This is a genomic window from Staphylococcus epidermidis (assembly GCF_006742205.1).
GTDB lineage: Bacteria > Bacillota > Bacilli > Staphylococcales > Staphylococcaceae > Staphylococcus > Staphylococcus epidermidis.
Window position 1 is genome coordinate 857,428 of sequence record NZ_AP019721.1, and the last position, 17,801, is coordinate 875,228.

General features: G+C 32.9%; 16 protein-coding genes. 6 read left to right on the plus strand and 10 right to left on the minus strand.

Features of this window, described 5'->3' with window-relative positions; all coding sequences use genetic code 11:
- Positions 1 to 9 precede the first annotated feature (9 nt).
- The 8 genes from leuD to ilvD all read right to left on the minus strand — a co-directional run bounded on the left by leuD (position 10) and on the right by ilvD (position 9,365).
- Complete coding sequence (leuD, locus tag FNL83_RS04220) at positions 10 to 579, minus strand: 3-isopropylmalate dehydratase small subunit (protein WP_002457053.1); 570 nt, start codon at positions 577 to 579, stop codon at positions 10 to 12.
- On the minus strand, positions 580 to 1,950 hold the full coding sequence (leuC, locus tag FNL83_RS04225) for a 3-isopropylmalate dehydratase large subunit (protein ID WP_002457054.1): 1,371 nt from the start codon (positions 1,948 to 1,950) through the stop codon (positions 580 to 582).
- Between the two features lie 15 nt (positions 1,951 to 1,965).
- Entirely contained in the window at positions 1,966 to 3,009 is a 1,044-nt protein-coding gene (leuB, locus tag FNL83_RS04230) for a 3-isopropylmalate dehydrogenase (protein WP_002457055.1), read from the minus strand.
- Positions 3,006 to 4,541, minus strand: coding sequence for a 2-isopropylmalate synthase (locus tag FNL83_RS04235; RefSeq protein ID WP_001830007.1), 1,536 nt, complete (start codon positions 4,539 to 4,541; stop codon positions 3,006 to 3,008). The genes leuB and FNL83_RS04235 overlap by 4 nt, the downstream gene beginning before the upstream one ends.
- A gap of 22 nt (positions 4,542 to 4,563) precedes the next feature.
- Entirely contained in the window at positions 4,564 to 5,568 is a 1,005-nt protein-coding gene (ilvC, locus tag FNL83_RS04240) for a ketol-acid reductoisomerase (protein WP_001830020.1), read from the minus strand.
- A gap of 116 nt (positions 5,569 to 5,684) precedes the next feature.
- The gene (locus FNL83_RS04245) at positions 5,685 to 5,918 is read right to left on the minus strand and encodes an ACT domain-containing protein (RefSeq protein ID WP_001830009.1); all 234 of its coding nucleotides are present in this window, start codon (positions 5,916 to 5,918) and stop codon (positions 5,685 to 5,687) included.
- Positions 5,918 to 7,642, minus strand: a complete 1,725-nt coding sequence (gene ilvB, locus FNL83_RS04250) for a biosynthetic-type acetolactate synthase large subunit (RefSeq protein WP_044555417.1) — start codon at positions 7,640 to 7,642, stop codon at positions 5,918 to 5,920. Before ilvB ends, FNL83_RS04245 begins: the two co-directional genes overlap by 1 nt.
- A 34-nt stretch (positions 7,643 to 7,676) precedes the next feature.
- Positions 7,677 to 9,365: a dihydroxy-acid dehydratase gene (gene ilvD / locus FNL83_RS04255; protein WP_001830016.1), complete on the minus strand. Its 1,689-nt coding sequence runs from the start codon at positions 9,363 to 9,365 to the stop codon at positions 7,677 to 7,679.
- Between the two features lie 478 nt (positions 9,366 to 9,843).
- On the opposite strand from ilvD, the gene tsaE reads away from it, so the two are divergent.
- From tsaE to tsaD, 4 genes are read left to right on the plus strand one after another with little or no spacing between them, the layout of a single operon-like run.
- Positions 9,844 to 10,305: a tRNA (adenosine(37)-N6)-threonylcarbamoyltransferase complex ATPase subunit type 1 TsaE gene (gene tsaE / locus FNL83_RS04260; RefSeq protein WP_002455871.1), complete on the plus strand. Its 462-nt coding sequence runs from the start codon at positions 9,844 to 9,846 to the stop codon at positions 10,303 to 10,305.
- On the plus strand, positions 10,286 to 10,948 hold the full coding sequence (gene tsaB / locus FNL83_RS04265) for a tRNA (adenosine(37)-N6)-threonylcarbamoyltransferase complex dimerization subunit type 1 TsaB (RefSeq protein WP_001832485.1): 663 nt from the start codon (positions 10,286 to 10,288) through the stop codon (positions 10,946 to 10,948). The genes tsaE and tsaB overlap by 20 nt, the downstream gene beginning before the upstream one ends.
- A complete protein-coding gene (gene rimI / locus FNL83_RS04270; protein WP_001829994.1) occupies positions 10,921 to 11,382 on the plus strand; it encodes a ribosomal protein S18-alanine N-acetyltransferase in 462 nt (153 codons plus the stop codon). The genes tsaB and rimI overlap by 28 nt, the downstream gene beginning before the upstream one ends.
- Complete coding sequence (gene tsaD, locus FNL83_RS04275) at positions 11,379 to 12,401, plus strand: tRNA (adenosine(37)-N6)-threonylcarbamoyltransferase complex transferase subunit TsaD (protein WP_001830015.1); 1,023 nt, start codon at positions 11,379 to 11,381, stop codon at positions 12,399 to 12,401. The genes rimI and tsaD overlap by 4 nt, the downstream gene beginning before the upstream one ends.
- 82 nt (positions 12,402 to 12,483) lie before the next feature.
- Here the strand turns inward: tsaD and FNL83_RS04280 are convergent, their stop codons facing one another.
- Entirely contained in the window at positions 12,484 to 14,100 is a 1,617-nt protein-coding gene (locus tag FNL83_RS04280) for a MutS-related protein (protein ID WP_001832478.1), read from the minus strand.
- Between the two features lie 341 nt (positions 14,101 to 14,441).
- Positions 14,442 to 16,376 carry an ABC-F family ATP-binding cassette domain-containing protein gene (locus FNL83_RS04285; RefSeq protein WP_001830004.1) on the minus strand — a complete coding sequence of 645 codons (1,935 nt, stop codon included), beginning with the start codon at positions 16,374 to 16,376 and terminating at the stop codon, positions 14,442 to 14,444.
- A 347-nt stretch (positions 16,377 to 16,723) separates the two neighbouring features.
- On the opposite strand from FNL83_RS04285, the gene FNL83_RS04290 reads away from it, so the two are divergent.
- Positions 16,724 to 17,359, plus strand: a complete 636-nt coding sequence (locus tag FNL83_RS04290) for a redox-sensing transcriptional repressor Rex (RefSeq protein WP_001830017.1) — start codon at positions 16,724 to 16,726, stop codon at positions 17,357 to 17,359.
- A 145-nt stretch (positions 17,360 to 17,504) separates the two neighbouring features.
- A complete protein-coding gene (locus tag FNL83_RS04295) occupies positions 17,505 to 17,786 on the plus strand; it encodes a hypothetical protein (protein ID WP_002440364.1) in 282 nt (93 codons plus the stop codon).
- The last annotated feature ends 15 nt before the right edge of the window (positions 17,787 to 17,801 follow it).

Below are 17,801 nucleotides of genomic sequence, written 5' to 3' on the forward strand. Positions count from 1 at the left end.
TTCACACCTTTAAAAAGTTTTTTCGTATTTTTCTATTAAATTTTCAAATTGTAAAGTAATAGCAATATCGTCTAAGCCATGGATTAATTTATTTTTCCAGGTTTCATCTATATCAAAATGAAAAGACTGAGACACCGTAGACACTGTTTGATTAGGTAAATCAACAGTTATTTCATCAAATTGAGCTAAATGTTCTCTTTCTTTCTGATTTAAACATATAGGTAACATTGCGTTTTTAGTACAATTCATGTAAAAGATGTCACTAAAACTTCCTGCAATAATAATGTTAAAACCATAATCTTTTAAGGCCCACGCTGCATGCTCACGGCTAGAACCACAACCAAAGTTATCTCCAGTAATTAGAATTGACGCACCATGATATTTTGGTTTATTAGGATTAAAATCAGGATTATCACTACCATCAGGTAAGTAACGCCATTCATCAAAAGCAAAAGGTCCAAAGCCTGATTTAGAGACCCGCTTAAGATGCACTTTGGGAATGATTTGGTCAGTATCTATATTGTCATAAAAAAGGGGGACAGTTTTTCCGGTATATATAGTGATTGGTTTGATTTCCAATTATACTACCACCTTTCTAACATCAATGAATTTACCATTAATCGCAGCAGCAGCAGCCATAGCAGGGGATACCAAATGTGTACGAGCGCCTTTGCCTTGTCTTCCTTCAAAATTGCGATTACTCGTGGATGCACAATGTACTCCTTCAGGAACTTGATCTGGATTCATACCTAAGCACATAGAACATCCTGGTTCACGCCACTCAAATCCAGCATCTTTAAATAATTTATCTAGTCCCAGAGCTTCAGCTTCCTTCTTAACAGTTCTTGAACCCGGAACCACAATAGCAGTAATATTTGGATGAACTTGTTGTCCTTTAATAATATGACTTGCTTCAATAAGATCAGATAATCTTGCATTCGTGCATGAACCTAAAAAAACATAACCTAATTTTATATCTTCGGCTTTTTGACCTGGGTGAAGTCCCATATAGTCATAAGCACGTTGGTCATTTGCATTTTTAATTTCTGGGAATGGATTACTAAAACTAACTCCCATTTCTGGGTTAGTTCCCCAAGTTACTTGAGGTTCTAAATTTGTTACATCAAGTTCAATAACTTTATCAAAATAGGCATCATCATCAGAATAAAGTTCTTTCCACCACGCCATAGAACTATCAAAATCAGTAGCATAAGGACGACCTTTTACGTAACTAAAGGTTGTTTCATCAGGTTGCATTAAACCATACTTTGCTCCTGCTTCAATAGCCATATTACAAATCGTCATACGTGCTTCCATGGATAAATTTTTTATAGTTTCTCCTGTAAATTCAAGAGCATAACCAGTACCGAAATCTACACCATATTGATTGATTAAATATAAAATAATGTCTTTAGCATAAACTCCAGCTGGTAAAGAACCATTTATATTAATTTTCAAATTTTTAGGTTTTGTTTGCCATAATGTTTGTGTGGCAAATACATGTTCAACCTCGCTTGTTCCTATCCCAAATGCGATAGCACCAAATGCGCCATGTGTAGCAGTATGTGAATCTCCACATACAATAGTTTTTCCTGGTTGAGTTAATCCAGTTTCTGGTCCAACCATATGCACAATACCTTGTTCGTCAGAACCCATATCAAAAATATGTACACCAAAGTCCTTAGCATTTTGTTGTAAAGTTGTAATTTGTTTATTAGCAATTTCATCTTTTATATTAAAAATATCAATTGTGGGAACGTTATGATCTAAAGTTGCAAAGGTTAGATCAGGTCTTCTAAGTTTACGATTTTGTATTCTAAGTCCTTCAAACGCTTGAGGAGAAGTGACTTCATGAATGAGATGTAAATCAATGTATAATAATTGTGGTTCACCTTCTTTTCCATGAAGCACATGTTTTTTCCATACTTTATCAAACAGTGTTTGACCCATAATTTTCTCCTCCTCTTATAGATATTTTTCTTTAAGCAATTTAAAAATTTCTGAAGTTCGATATTGTCCACCTAAATCTGCAGTTGTCTTATTAGATTGAATAAACGAGTAAACAATTGACTCAAGTTCGTTAGCAGCATCATTTTGATTTAAACTTTCTCTTAAGCAAAGTGCTAAAGATAGAACCATACCAAATGGATTCGCTTTATCTTCATTAGCTATATCTGGTGCTGAACCATGAATTGGTTCATAAAGACGTGTACCTGTTTGACCAAAACTAGCTGATGGAGAAAGACCTAGAGAGCCTGGTATAACAGATGCTTCATCACTTAAAATATCTCCGAAAAGATTCTCTGTTACAATCACATCAAATTTCGTAGGTTGGGTGATCAGATGCATGCTACAAGCATCAACTAGCATATGATTAACTTCTACTTCTGGATAATCCTTTTTTACATCGTTTACTATTTGTCGCCATAACTTACTAGAGGATAGAACGTTTTCCTTATCAACAGAAGTTAATTTTTTACGTCTATGATTTGCAAGATTAAAAGCGATTCTCACAATACGTTCAATTTCTTGACTTGAATATTTTAATGAGTCTAAAGCTTCGGTTTTTTTAACATAGCTTGGTTCACCAAAATAAATCCCGCTCGTTAATTCTCTTACTATAACTAAATCTGTGCCTTCTACAATATCTTGTTTTAGTGGTGAAAGATGACTAGCCCCTTTAGTTACAAATGTAGGTCGAATATTAGCAAATAAATTTAAGGATTTTCTCAGTTTTAACAAACCGTGTTCTGGACGATTATTTGGGTCTGTCCATTTAGGCCCTCCAATCGCGCCTAATAAAATAGCATCTGCATTTTTACATGATTGTAATGTTTCGTTAGTTAAAGGTGTACCATAATAATCTATTGAAACACCTCCAAAATGATGACTTTCCAAATGGTATTCAAAATGATATTTTTCACTTATTAATTTTAAAAGTTCTAATGTACCAGATAGAATCTCTGGTCCTATACCATCTCCAGGTAAGGCAACTATTTTATAACTCATGTACGTATACCTTCTTTCAACTCATATTCTGAAATATATTTAGCATGAGCATCGATATATGCTTTACATGAAGCTTTTAATATATCGTGGTCTATACCTATGCCTGTCACTTCAATATGATTAATAATGATTCGTACATGTACTTCTGCTTGAGCATCAGTACCTTCTGTTACAGAATCAATACGATAATCAATTAATTCTGCGTCTTTCTTGAAAATTCGGTCAACAGCATTATAAATTGCAACAATTGAACCCGTTCCAATACTTGAATCTTGTTTAACTTGTCCGTTTCTTTCCTTTATAACTACTACTGCACTTTGTAGACCTTTAGATACGTATTGAAGTTGTAAGTTATCAAGTTGAAAAATAGCATTGTGTTCATGTTCGGAGCCATGTATAATCGCATGAATATCTCTATCGGATACATTTTTTTTCTTATCGGCAATTTCTTTAAATTGTTTAAATAATGTAACTTGATCTTCCAATTTAATTTCATATCCCAGAGCTTTAAGCTTTTCGGCAAATGCATGTTTACCTGACAATTTACCTAGTGGCAATTCTGTTGTATTCACACCTACAAGTTGAGGTGTCATGATTTCATAGGTTTCACGATGTTTAAGGACACCGTCTTGGTGAATTCCGGATTCATGACTAAATGCATTTTGACCGACTATAGCTTTATTTCTAGGTACACGGATACCAGCATATCTTGAAATTAAGTCAGATGTTTTCTTAGTTTCTTCAAGGTTAATTTGAGATTCAAGACCATAGTGGTCCTTCCTTACATATAAAGCCAAAGCGACTTCTTCAAGTGAGGCATTTCCTGCTCTTTCACCAATACCGTTCACGGTACCTTCAATACGTCTAGCTCCACCTTCAATAGCTGCTAAACTATTAGCAACTGCCATTCCGAGATCATCATGACAATGTGCACTAAAGATAATTTTAGAATTTGACTTAACGGCCTGTGTTAATTGTTTAAAAATTTCGCCATACTCTGTAGGATAACTAAATCCAACTGTATCAGGGATGTTGATAATTGTGGCTCCTGCGTTAATCGCAGTTTGAACACATTCAATTAAAAATGGAATTTCAGTTCTTGTTGCATCCTCTGGAGAGAATTGTACGACTTCAAAAAATTGTTTTGCATAAGAAACGTGTTCTTTTATTGATGTTAAAACTTCATCTTGAGTCATTTTTAATTTATGTTCTAAATGAATAGGGGAGGTTGCAATGAATACATGTACTTGAGGTTTTACAGCTTCTTTAGTGGCTTCATATACAGCATCAATATCAGATTTTTTACATCTAGCTAAACCACACACTGCTGTTGTAGTCAAAGTTTTAGCTATAGCTTCTACTGATTTAAAGCTACCAGTACTAGAAGCAGGAAAACCTGCTTCTAGTACATCTACTCCCCATTTTTCTAGTTGCTTGGCAATTTTTAATCTTTCATCAAAAGTAAAATTGACTCCTGGCGTTTGTTCACCATCTCTAAGTGTTGTATCAAAAATTTGAATATGTTCTTCCATTAAAAACACCCCTCTACTGTTGTTATTTTTCAATACTTTTAGATTTAATGAATGGCATCATTTCTCTTAATTCACGTCCAACTTGTTCAATTTGATGACCATGTTGATCTTCACGTAATTGATAGAATTCTTTAAAGCCATTTTTGTTATCTTCAACAAATCTACGGCTAAAGTTACCATTTTGAATATCTTCAAGTACTTTTTTCATATTTTCTTTAACATTAGGTGTAATTACTCTTGGTCCAGAAACATAGTCGCCAAATTCAGCAGTGTTAGAGATAGAATAACGGACATTTTCCATTCCGCCTTCATACATTAAATCAACAATTAATTTCATTTCGTGTAAGACTTCAAAATAAGCTAATTCAGGTTGGTAACCTGCTTCCACAAGTGTTTCGAATCCACTCTGAATTAATTTGGAAACTCCTCCACAAAGTACAGCTTGTTCACCGAATAAATCTGTTTCAGTTTCTTCTTTAAATGTCGTTTCAATGACCCCGGCACGAGTAGCACCAATGCCTTTTGCGTAGCTTAAAGCAATGTTTCTAGCTTGGCCTGTAGCATCTTGTTGAACACCAAATAATGCTGGTACGGCACTTCCTTCAACAAATGTACGTCTAACTAAATGACCAGGTCCTTTAGGTGCTACTAAAAAGACATCGACATCACTAGGTGGTTCGATAACACTGAAATGGATATTAAAACCGTGTGCGAATGCTAAAGCATTTCCTTTTTCTAAATATGGTTTAATTTCCTTGTTATATACTTCACCTTGAATTTCATCAGGCAATAGTACCATCACTACATCTGCTTGTTGTGTTGCTTCACTTACCGTATAAACATCAAATCCATCTTCTTTAGCTTTATTAAATGATCGTCCTGGACGCAGGCCAATGACTACATCATAACCATTGTCCTTTAAATTTTGTGCATGTGCATGTCCTTGTGAGCCATAACCAATGACAGCAATTTTTTTACCTTGTAATGCATCCTGAGTTACTGTTTCGTCGTAATATACTTTTGTCATAATAAAATCCTCCAGTCATTTTATAGAAAGTTCTGAATTTTCAAAATAATTTATGCGTAAAAGGTGCATGATGTTAGTTATGTTTAGTTGATTTTTTAACTAGCGCATCAAAACGTTTATTCACTTTTAACACTTAGTACATTTACTTGTTGTGATAGTTTTTTAAGAACAATTTTAAAAGTATCATCATCTTTAATATTGACTTTAAGTTTCATATTAGAAATTCCTTCTTTGTCTGAATGTTTAACATGAAGTTCATCAATATTACATTGTAAGCGAACGAAGGCGCTAGTAATTCTGTTCAAAGTACTCACTTGATCAACTAATGTAAAATGAATTGTTCGTTCCATTAGTAACCCTCCATTTCATGATTTGATTTGCCACTAGGTACCATTGGATTAACTGGTTCTATAGGTGAGATTCTAACTTCAATGAGTGCCGGTCCATGATATGCAAATGCTTCATCAATTGAAGATTCTAATTTATCTGGAGAATCTATCAAGAATCCCTTAATACCATATGCTTCCGCCATTTTCATAAAATCAGGTTGATCGTTAAATACAGAATGAGAAAATCGTTTATTAAAGAATTTATCTTGCCATTGTTTTACCATACCTAAAGTTCCGTTATTAATAAGTACTATTTTGACATTAAGTCCATATTCTGGAAGTAAAGCCATTTCTTGGTTCGTCATTTGAAAACCGCCATCTCCTACAAAACATACAACTGTTTTCTCAGGTTCAGCTAATTGTGCTCCTATTGCTGATGGAATTCCAAATCCCATAGTACCTAAACCACCACTTGTTACCCATTGTCCATAATTTTTAAATGGATAGAATTGTGCTGTCCACATTTGGTGTTGGCCTACGTCAGTTGTAACAATTGCATTTCCATTGGTAACTTTGCCAATATATTCAATCGCTTTTTGTGGTTTGCAAAAGTTTTTATCATTTTCATCATATTTAAATGGATAGTTACTTTTGTTATTAATACAATAATCGTTCCATTCTTCGTGGGAGGATGTTAAAACTTGCTCATGGCATAAGTTCTCAAGCACAAGCTTGCAATCAGCGACTATACCTAAATCTGTATTAATAACTTTATTTATTTCAGAAGGGTCGATATCTACATGTACAACCTTTGCATTTGGTGCGAATGCATCAGGCTTACTTGCAAGACGATCATCGAATCTACTACCTAAATTGATAAGTAAATCACAATTTGTTAAAGCCATATTACTTGCATAAGATCCATGCATACCTCCCATACCTAAGAATAAAGGGTGATGATAAGGTACTGCTCCAAGTCCTAGGAGAGTTGTAACTGTAGGGATTTGATGTCTTGTCACAAATTCTGTTAATAAATGATTAGATTTAGAGTGATTAATACCAGCACCTGCAAGAATAAGAGGTTTCTTAGCTTCTTTAATCATATATATTAACTTATTAATATCCTCTTTATTTGGGTTACTATTAACTTCATAACCAGGAATATTAATATCTTTTGTAAGTTCAACATCAGTTTTAAGCACACCCATATCTTTAGGGAAATCAATCACTACAGGACCTTTTCTTCCAGTGTTCGCTAAATGAAAGGCTTCATGAACAATTCTTGGAATGTCTTCAATCTTTTTAACTTGATAATTGTGTTTTGTAATAGGTGTAGTCATCGAGAGTAAATCAGCTTCTTGGAAAGCATCTTTACCAATACCAGGTGTAGCAACTTGACCAGTAAAAACGACTAGTGGTAAAGAGTCGCTATATGCATCAGTAATACCTGTAATGGCATTTGTTGCACCGGGTCCACTTGTCACAACAACGACTCCTGTTTTACCAGAGACACGCGCATATCCTTCAGCAGCATGTGTAGCACCTTGTTCATGACGAGCAAGAATATGTTTGATTTTCCCGTCATAAAATGTATCGTATAAAGGTAAGACAGCTCCACCGGGATAACCGAAGATAAAATCTACATCTTCCTGCTGAAGTGCTTCAACTAATAATTGAGAACCACTGCGTGTTATTAAGGGTTGTGATTCCTTTGTTTGATGCACAGAAGGGTGAGGCGAAGCCATTGATTTTTGATTTGACATTTTAATCATCTCCTAATTAAATAAGGTTTTCCGGAACTTGCATAATACCTCCAGTATTAGCGCTTGTGACTAAACTAGTATATCTAGCTAAGTAGCCTGTTTTAACCTTTGCTCTGAATGGTTCAAGCTGATTTTTACGGCGATACAGTTCTTCTTCAGATTGATTGACGTTTAGAGTTCTATTGATTAAATCAATCGTAATTTTATCACCATCTCTTATTAAGCCAATGGGTCCACCTGAAGCGGCTTCAGGTGAAATATGTCCAACTGCAATACCTCTAGTTGCTCCCGAAAATCTACCGTCCGTAATTAATGCAACATCTTTACCTAATCCTCTGCCCACTATGGAAGACGTAGGGGCTAGCATTTCTGGCATTCCAGGACCTCCCTTAGGTCCCTCATATCTAATAACAACAACATGTCCTTCTCTTACTGTATGATTATCAATGGCTTCAACAGCTTCATCATGAGAGTTAAAACAAATTGCCTTTCCTGTAAATACTTTAATTGAAGGATCAACTCCACCGACCTTGATTACCGCTCCTTTAGGTGCGAGGTTTCCGAATAAAACAGATAATCCACCTTGTTTATCATAAGGGTTTTCAAGAGGATGAATAACATCAAAATTTTTGATGTTTTTACCTTCATTATTTTCTCTCAAGGTTTTACCCGTAACTGTTAATCTATCCGGATGTAAAGTACCATCCTTTTTCATCAATTCATTTATAATAGCTGGGACGCCACCTGCTTCATGAACATCGTGCATAGAATAAGAAGAACTAGGTGCAATTTTAGAAAGGTAAGGTGTTTTTTTAGCAATTTCATTAATACGTTCTAAATCGTAGTCAATACCTGCTTCATTTGCAATTGCAAGAGTATGAAGAACAGTATTAGTAGAACCTCCCATGGCCATATCAAGAGCAAAAGCATCATCAATTGCATCTTGTGTGATAATATCGCGAGGTTTAATATCATTTTTAATATTTTCAACCAACCTGAATGCAGCTTGTCTAATCATTTCACGACGTTGGTCACTCACAGCTAGAGCTGTACCATTATATGGTAGGGCTAAACCTAAAACTTCCATTAAACAGTTCATTGAGTTTGCGGTAAACATACCGGCGCACGAACCACATGTAGGACAAGCGTTTTGCTCCATGTCTAAAAATGCTTCTTTTGAGATTGTTCCTTCTTTAAAAGCTCCAACCGCTTCAAACATTGAAGATAATGTCAATGCCTTACCTTGAGCGGAAAGACCAGCTTTCATTGGGCCTCCTGAGCAAAAGATAGCTGGTACATTTGTTCTAACAGCTGCGAGTAACATTCCTGGCGTAATTTTATCGCAATTAGGAATGTAAAAAACACCATCAAACCAATGAGCGTTAATAACTGTTTCAGCTGCATCTGCGATAATTTCTCTTGAAGGTAAGGAATATCTCATGCCAATATGTCCCATAGCGATTCCATCGTCAACACCAATAGTATTAAATTCGAATGGGATAGCACCTGCTTCTCTAATAGCTTCCTTTGCGATGTCTGCTAATTCTCTTAAATGAACGTGCCCAGGAACAATATCAATATAAGAGTTACAAATTGCTACGAAAGGTTTATTCATATCTGTAGGTTGTTTAAGAGCGCCAGTCGCATGTAAAAGACTTCTTGCAGGAGCTTGGTGATCTCCTTTTTTGATCATATCACTTCGCATATATCGTTCCCCCATATAATTATTTAGAAAATAAAAAAACGTCCCAATGAATATTGGGACGTTATTAAGTCCCATCCAACTAGAAATAGGACTTAAACATTTAGAAGTTAAAACTTTTCTAAAGTTCGAGTCCTTACGAGTATAATAAAATGATAATAGCATGTTGAGTTGTTGGTAGGTCTAGCGTAGATAGATAAGTCATTTTATTATACTCCTTTCGTTGAATGGTCATTTATTCTTAATAGTTTGAATTGTTTTAAAATTTGATAAATTCAATTTACTACATGTGGTGAATTGTGTCAATAATAAATTTAGAATTTTCTAAAAATTTATAGAGGACAAGCTTAAATATTTTACGAAGAAATTTGAATTAAAATTTGTTACAATGAATAAGTTAATAAACCATGTAGAAATGTTTATATATCTTTAAATATAGAGATAATTTGATTTTAAATAATCATATATAGGAGAGTAAAAATTGATAACTATTCACAATTTAAATGAAATGGATAAATTTGCTCAAATACTTGTAAAACATTTAAGTGCTAAGGACTTGATTTTATTAAATGGTGACCTAGGAGCAGGGAAAACTACATTAACGCAATTTATAGGAAAAGCGTTAGGTGTTAAAAGAACGATAAACTCACCAACATTTAATATAATCAAATCTTATACAGGTTCAAGCATACGATTACATCATATGGACTGTTATCGACTTGAAGGTGAGGAAGATGATTTAGGTTTCGATGAATATTTTGAAGACAATGCTATCATAGTTATAGAGTGGAGTAAATTTATCAAAGATTTCCTTCCTCCTAATCACTTAACTATTAATATAAGTGTCAAAGATGCGAATGAGAGACAAGTATCCATTGAAACACATGGGCAACATTATGCATTAGTAAAGGAGGCAATTTTGAATGAACTATCTTCTAATTGATACGTCAAACCAACCTTTATCAGTAGCTATTATGAAAGATAATGAAGTGATTGCTGAAAAAACAACTGATATCAAAAAGAATCATTCAGTGCAACTCATGCCCGAAATAGCAGAAATTCTTACAGAAAGTAAAATAAATAAAACAGAAATAACTGATATCGTGGTAGCGGAAGGTCCAGGTTCATATACCGGTCTTAGAATAGGGGTTACTGTTGCTAAAACATTAGCGTATGCATTAAACACTAACTTATATGGTGTCTCATCACTTAAAGCACTTGCTAGCACAGTAAAAGACAGTACGAAGTTGTTAGTACCCATTTTTGATGCTAGAAGAGAAGCAGTTTATGCAGGTGTTTATCAATATCAGGACAATGAATTAATAACCATTATTGATGACACTTATATACCTATTTTTGAACTTATTGAAAAACTTCATCAATTAAACCAACCTTATGTGTTTGTAGGATTTCATATCGAAAAAATAAAACATTTATTAGACAGTGACATCGTAGAACAGTTACCACAAGCTTCAAGTATGAAGCAATTAATCCAAAAACCAGAAAATATACATTCATTTACTCCTAAATATCATAAATTATCAGAGGCGGAACGAAATTGGTTAAACCAACAAGAGAACAATTGAATATTAGGAAAATGAGTGTGGAAGATGTTCCTAAAGTTTTTGATATAGAAAGAAATAGTTTCTCACACAGTTCGTGGTCAATCGATGCATTTTATCATGAAATAGAAAACAACGAATTTGCTACATATTTTGTTATAGAATTTAGTGACAAAATAATTGGATATGTTGGTTTATGGTTAGTCGTTGATCAAGCACAAATTACAACGATAGCTATATCAAAGGCATTTAGAGGCTATGGTCTTGGGCAACTTTTACTTAAATATGCAATGAACTATGCACGTTTTTCTTGTGATGTGATGAGTTTAGAAGTAAGAATAGATAATGATGTTGCACAACATGTTTATAGGAATTTGGGATTCCAAAATGGTGGAAAAAGAAAGAATTATTATGGAGAAGGCGAGGACGCATTAGTCATGTGGGTGAATTTGAAATGACAAATAATAAATTAATCTTAGCAATTGAAACAAGTTGTGATGAAACGAGTGTAAGTGTAATAAAGAATGGCACTGAACTTTTATCTAATACTGTTTTAAGTCAAATAGATAGTCACAAACGTTTTGGTGGTGTTGTACCTGAAGTTGCTAGTAGACATCATGTTGAAGGAATAACAGCAACTATAGATGAATCGTTAGTGAGTGCAAAAGTGAAAATGGAAGACATTGACGCTATTGCAGTAACACAAGGCCCAGGATTAATAGGAGCTTTATTGATTGGTATTAATGCGGCTAAAGCTTTGGCATTTGCTTATGATAAGCCTATTATTCCAGTACATCATATTGCTGGTCATATTTATGCCAATCACTTAGAACAACCATTAACGTTTCCACTAATGTCATTGATTGTATCTGGTGGTCATACTGAACTAGTATATATGAAAAATCATTTAGATTTCGAAGTGATTGGTGAAACGAGAGATGATGCAGTAGGAGAAGCTTATGATAAAGTTGCTCGAACAATCAATCTTCCTTATCCTGGTGGACCGCATATTGATCGATTAGCAGCTAAAGGTAAAGATGTATATGATTTTCCAAGAGTTTGGCTCGAAAAAGATAGTTATGATTTTAGTTTTAGTGGTCTTAAAAGTGCTGTAATAAATAAACTGCATAATTTAAGACAGAAAAATATTGAAATTGTAGCTGAAGATGTTGCAACGAGTTTCCAAAATAGTGTTGTAGAAGTTTTAACCTATAAAGCTATTCATGCTTGTAAAACTTATAATGTTAATCGCTTAATTGTTGCAGGTGGTGTTGCTAGTAATAAAGGATTAAGAAATGCACTAAGTGAAGCATGTAAAAAAGAGGGTATACACCTTACTATTCCAAGTCCTGTTCTTTGCACTGATAATGCAGCGATGATTGGTGCTGCTGGATATTATTTATATCAAGCTGGTTTGCGTGGCGATTTAGCTTTAAATGGACAAAATAATATTGATATTGAAACTTTTTCTGTTTAAATAATATTTCAAAGCGCCTATCTAAGAGTAACTACTTTTAGATAGGCGCTTAACTTTTTTATAAATATTAAACTAATTAATTCTAGAGGTTTCGAATATTTTGTTGAGCACGCTGATAAATATCGATAGGAAACTGCGTAATGCGTAGTAATTCAATTGCATTACGTGTATTGGCTTTACCTGGTTTAATTTTGTAATCGAAAAATATGCTATTTTCTTGAATTGATTCATTAAAATGATAATTATTATATGTATTTTCTAATAATGTTGATAATTCAACATCATGTGTCGCAGCGATAACCTGATATGCTTTTTGATTATCTAAATACGATAATACTGATTCAGAAGCCGCAATACGTTCAGTTGTATTCGTTCCTTTAAAAATTTCATCTATAAAACAATATATCTTATTGCACTGATGAGTGTTAAATAATCTACGAATAGACTTAAGTTCTGACATGAAATAACTGTCACCACTTAAAACGTCATCCGCATTTGCCATTGATGTCATTACATAGCCAGGTTGATAAATAAATGAGTGAGCTGTTGCAGTTTGTATCGATTGAGCTAAAATCAAATTTAGTGCAACTGCTTTCATAAATGTAGATTTTCCTGATGCATTAGAGCCTGTGAGCAATATATGATTTGAAATGTCAATTGTGTTAGCAATCGCATTTTCTTCATCTAGTAGAGGATGAATGATTGATTTCATTTGAAGACCATTAATATTGTGATTGATTTTAGGATAACAATAATGTGTCAAAGTATGTTGATACATAGCTATAGAGTAATGATTATCTAATATGCTTATGTAGTCATAACATGTCATAACTTCTTCTTGATACTTAAAGTAGCTGCGTTGTATTAAATGAAATAAAACATAATCTATCATGAATACTAATTTAATAAACATGATTATGCTACTCGCCATATCTTGTGATTCTACTCTAGCTAATAAACCACTAAAACGGCGTGAAGCTTTAAAATGAGTAAAATCAACACTTATCGCGGGCGTGCTCTCAATCTTACTTAAAGCTTGACTTTGCTTTATAACATTAGCAGTATAAAAAATTGATTTTAAATCTTGGTCATAAGATTTTTTTAGTTTGAAAGATAATATTGCATTTAAAATCATAAAAGTAAGACATATTAATATACCTTTTGAAGGAATTAAAAAAATGAATGCGAACCCGATAAATGGTAACAACGGACAAAACATTAATAAAATATTTCGCTTAGTGGGTAACATTTGATCTGGAAACAAAGGGTATACATTTTTACCAATTTTAGAAAGAATGTAAGATACATTTAAACGAAATACTTTATTTTCTTTAAACATGTTTATCAATGAGGTTTGATTTACCTTAAACATACCTCTTAAAGTTGCATATAGTCGCATTTCACCAATTGCAGTGAAATTAAAATTAATTTTATGAAATAACGTATCCATATTTAGGTCTGACCAAGTCTTATCGTCGATAAATGACTGCTCATTGTAATGATCGCGGTAAGCGTGATATTGGGCATCGAATCGTGAATTAGGACGTATAAAACTTTCTAATTTTAATTTGTTATCCCATAAAGTATTTATTTTAGCAATCTGTTTACGCCTCTCTATAATAGAGATAATTACATTTACAAGTGTAATTAGGATGATGAAAGTTAATATAATCAGTACTAAGGTTTGATTGTTCGTCATGAAGTTTAGTTCTCCTTTTTCTTTCTTAATAAATTATTTCATAAATGAATAACGTAAACAATTGAAAATAGAAAATAAGTTGTCAATAGGGAACGTGCGTACTTATCAACAAAATGTGAGTAAGTTGTGGGTAAGTAGTGAAGTTGTTTGTGGATATGTAAATAAATAAGTAAAATTAAAAAAGAAAAAGTGTTAATTTACTTGTGGATAAGTAGGGTAACTCTGTGGATAGTGATTATGAAAGTAATTCAAGCTGTTAATAATATTTGTGTAAAAAAATACTAAAAGACACTGAAAAGTCATATATTCAACTTTCAGGTGTCTTGTCATTATGTTGGAAATTAGAGCTTTTCTTGTAATTTTTCCCATTCCAACATTATTTGTTCTAATTTTTGTTCGGTATCGGATTTTTGATTGGCAAATTTACTAGCTTTTAGAGGGTCGTTAAATACTTCAGGTTGTGTTAACTGTTCGTCGATATGTGATATTTGTGCTTCTAATTCTTCGATTTGTCTTTCACAATGTTCAATTTGTCTTTCTAATTTACGTTGTTGTCTTTTTTGTTGCTTTTGACTGATATAGGTTGAAGTATTTGCGTCTTGATTTATCTCTTTATTTTCAAAATTATTTTGAGTTATTGTTTCATGTGCTTTGATAGCTGCAGCTTCTTCAGTTTTCTCAATATAATACTGATAATCTCCCAAATACATTTGGCCACCATTAATGTTTAAATCAAAAACTTTATTTGCAAGTTGGTTAATAAAATAACGATCATGTGATACAAAAATAATTGTGCCTTCAAAATCTTTCAATGCTTGTTCAAGCATTTCTTTAGAATCAATATCTAAATGGTTAGTCGGTTCATCTAAGATAAGAACATTATCACGTTGTAACATTAAAAGTGCTAATTGTAATCGTGCCTTTTCGCCGCCGGATAAGTCATTGATAATTTTTTTTACGTCTTCTTGAACGAACAAGAAACGCCCTAATACTGCCCGTACATCTTTTTCATTCATATGTGGATATTGATCCCAAACATAATCGAGAATGGTTTTATTTGATTTAAATTCAGCTTGTTTTTGATCATAGTAACCAATTTGTAAATTAGCACCAAAGATAATTTGACCACCTAGTTTATGTTGTTTTTCAGCAATTGTTTTTATCAATGTTGTTTTACCAACACCATTTGGACCAATGATAGCTATATGATCCCCTTTAAAGATTTCGAGGTTTATAGGTAGTGTAATAGGTGAGTCGTAACCAATTTTTAAATCATGAATGTGCATCACATCATTACCAGTATTACGGTCGAAGCCAAATTGTATATTTGCACTTCTAGCATCTATCATAGGTTTATCAATACGTTCCATTTTTTCCAATGTTTTACGTCTACTCTTAGCCATGCCGCTTGTAGATGCACGAGTAATATTTTTTTCTACAAAGGTTTCTAAACGCTTGATTTCTTCTTGTTGCTTTTCAAATTCTTGCATGCGTTTTTCGTAATACTGATTACGTTGCTTTATAAATTGCTCATAGTTTCCTACATAGTGTTTTACATTTCCTAGAGCAACATCATAAACTTGAGTTACAATTTTATCTAAAAAATATCTATCATGACTGATAATTACAATTGCCCCTTTAAAGTACTTTAAGTAATCCTCTAACCACTTGGTTGTTTCCATGTCTAGATGGTTAGTTGGTTCATCAAGAAGGAGTAAATCGGGTTCTTTAAGTAACATTTGAGCAAGAGAAAGACGTGTTTTTTGACCACCACTAAAATCATTAATAGGCTTGTTGAAATCGCTTTCTGTAAAGTTAAGCCCGTGCAGGACTGTTTTAATTTTACTCTCATATTGATAACCATCTAATTGCTCATAACGATTCGTTAAAGTTTCATATTTTTCAATATGTGATTGATATTCATCGGATTCATAATCTTGTCCATTTCGTGCAAGCCAATCGGTTTCATCCTTAATTAAATTTTCAATTTTCTTTATATGTTCAAAAGGCTTAGACATTTCTTCAAAGACAGTAGCTTCTGAATTGAGTGTCATTTGCTGAGTTAAATAACTCATTGTCAAATTTTTGATTTTTGATATTCGACCACTATCGTAATTTTCCACACCTGCTATGATTTTCATTAATGTCGATTTACCAGCTCCATTACGGCCTACTACGCCGATTCTTTCGCCAGTTTTCACCTCAAAATTAACATCTGTGAAGATATCTTCACCATCGAACGATTTGGAGATGTCATTAAGTTGTAAAAGTATCATTCGATTCTCACCTTTCTATGTATTTGAAATAGGTTTAAACTATATATAAAGTATTTGTTTTTGAATATTTAAATTTTTGTTAATTCTATATTATCGAATTTTAAATAGAAAAATAAATTGCGTACGTTATCTTGAAATGATGTTAAACTCAATTACTTCTATTCTACAGTATTCATAGAACACATGAAACTAGGATATTTATTTTTAAAAATTAATAATGTATAATGTTTAAGTATTCGTTGTAGACAATTATTTGTATTATGAGATGACATTCCACATATGTTTTAACTCATTTACTGATTTTAATGATACATGCATAATATACGCGAAAAAGGGGGGTTAGATATATGCCAGATGATTTTAAAATTCCTCGCGCTACGTTAAAACGTCTACCTTTATATTACCGATTGGTCAGTATTTTGAAAGGTAAAGGTATAGATCGTGTTAATTCTAAAACAATAAGTGAAGCACTACAAATTGATTCAGCTACAATAAGAAGAGACTTTTCATACTTTGGTGAATTAGGAAAAAAAGGATATGGATATAATATAGATAGTATGCTTGAATTCTTTAAATCAGAATTAAGTGAGAGCGATCAAATTAAAATTGCCATTATAGGTATCGGTAATTTAGGGCGTGCATTACTTACATATAACTTTTCAATACATGATGAGATGACAATTACTGAAGCTTTTGATATTAGACCAGATATTATAGGTGAGAATATCGGTGACGTTGTGGTAAAACATAGTGATGATATCAAAACGACATTAGAATCAGAAGATATTGATGTAGTCATTTTAACAACACCAGATAATGTGGCACAACAAGTAGCTGATGAACTTGTTAAAGCCGGTGTTAAAGGTATACTAAACTTTACGCCACGTCGAATTAAAACACCCCAAGATGTCCAAGTACATCATATTGATTTTGGTATAGAGTTACAATCATTATTGTTCTTCATGAAAAATTATAGTAAATAATTAATAAAAATCACATTAACATAGTACTCTCAAGTGAGAAGTGAGAGTGCTTTTTTTATATTAAACAGTTACAATAGATTATAAATACGAAACTTTTTAACAAAAATTGTAAGTTGATATTTATTGTAATGGGAGATTGAAACAAATGACTCAAGAAATAAATTGTAATTTCAAATCACATATTCCCAGAATAATGACAGTTCCCGGTATATTGTTAATACATGAAAATAAGTTGGAGTTTAAGGCATATAGTCAAAACAATAATCCATTCAATATTCAATTCGAACTCTCTAGCATTGTGCGGTATAGAATATCGAAAGGGTTATTAGGAAATAAATTGTTTATTTATTATTCTGACCAGGAGTGGTATAAATTTAGTAACTTATCTAAGAGTGACTTAATCAAACTCACAAAATATTTATATTAAAACATAATAAATAAA

What these genes read in the sequence shown, in the direction of transcription:
- leuB (WP_002457055.1), bottom strand. Translation starts at nt 3,009, where the DNA reads ATGAGTTATAAAATAGTTGCCTTACCTGGAGATGGTATAGGACCAGAG.
- ilvD (WP_001830016.1), bottom strand. Translation starts at nt 9,365, where the DNA reads ATGCGAAGTGATATGATCAAAAAAGGAGATCACCAAGCTCCTGCAAGA.
- FNL83_RS04235 (WP_001830007.1), bottom strand. Translation starts at nt 4,541, where the DNA reads ATGGAAGAACATATTCAAATTTTTGATACAACACTTAGAGATGGTGAA.
- FNL83_RS04245 (WP_001830009.1), bottom strand. Translation starts at nt 5,918, where the DNA reads ATGGAACGAACAATTCATTTTACATTAGTTGATCAAGTGAGTACTTTG.
- FNL83_RS04295 (WP_002440364.1), top strand. Translation starts at nt 17,505, where the DNA reads ATGACTCAAGAAATAAATTGTAATTTCAAATCACATATTCCCAGAATA.
- FNL83_RS04290 (WP_001830017.1), top strand. Translation starts at nt 16,724, where the DNA reads ATGCCAGATGATTTTAAAATTCCTCGCGCTACGTTAAAACGTCTACCT.
- FNL83_RS04285 (WP_001830004.1), bottom strand. Translation starts at nt 16,376, where the DNA reads ATGATACTTTTACAACTTAATGACATCTCCAAATCGTTCGATGGTGAA.
- tsaD (WP_001830015.1), top strand. Translation starts at nt 11,379, where the DNA reads ATGACAAATAATAAATTAATCTTAGCAATTGAAACAAGTTGTGATGAA.
- FNL83_RS04280 (WP_001832478.1), bottom strand. Translation starts at nt 14,100, where the DNA reads ATGACGAACAATCAAACCTTAGTACTGATTATATTAACTTTCATCATC.
- tsaB (WP_001832485.1), top strand. Translation starts at nt 10,286, where the DNA reads ATGAACTATCTTCTAATTGATACGTCAAACCAACCTTTATCAGTAGCT.
- ilvC (WP_001830020.1), bottom strand. Translation starts at nt 5,568, where the DNA reads ATGACAAAAGTATATTACGACGAAACAGTAACTCAGGATGCATTACAA.
- ilvB (WP_044555417.1), bottom strand. Translation starts at nt 7,642, where the DNA reads ATGGCTTCGCCTCACCCTTCTGTGCATCAAACAAAGGAATCACAACCC.
- leuC (WP_002457054.1), bottom strand. Translation starts at nt 1,950, where the DNA reads ATGGGTCAAACACTGTTTGATAAAGTATGGAAAAAACATGTGCTTCAT.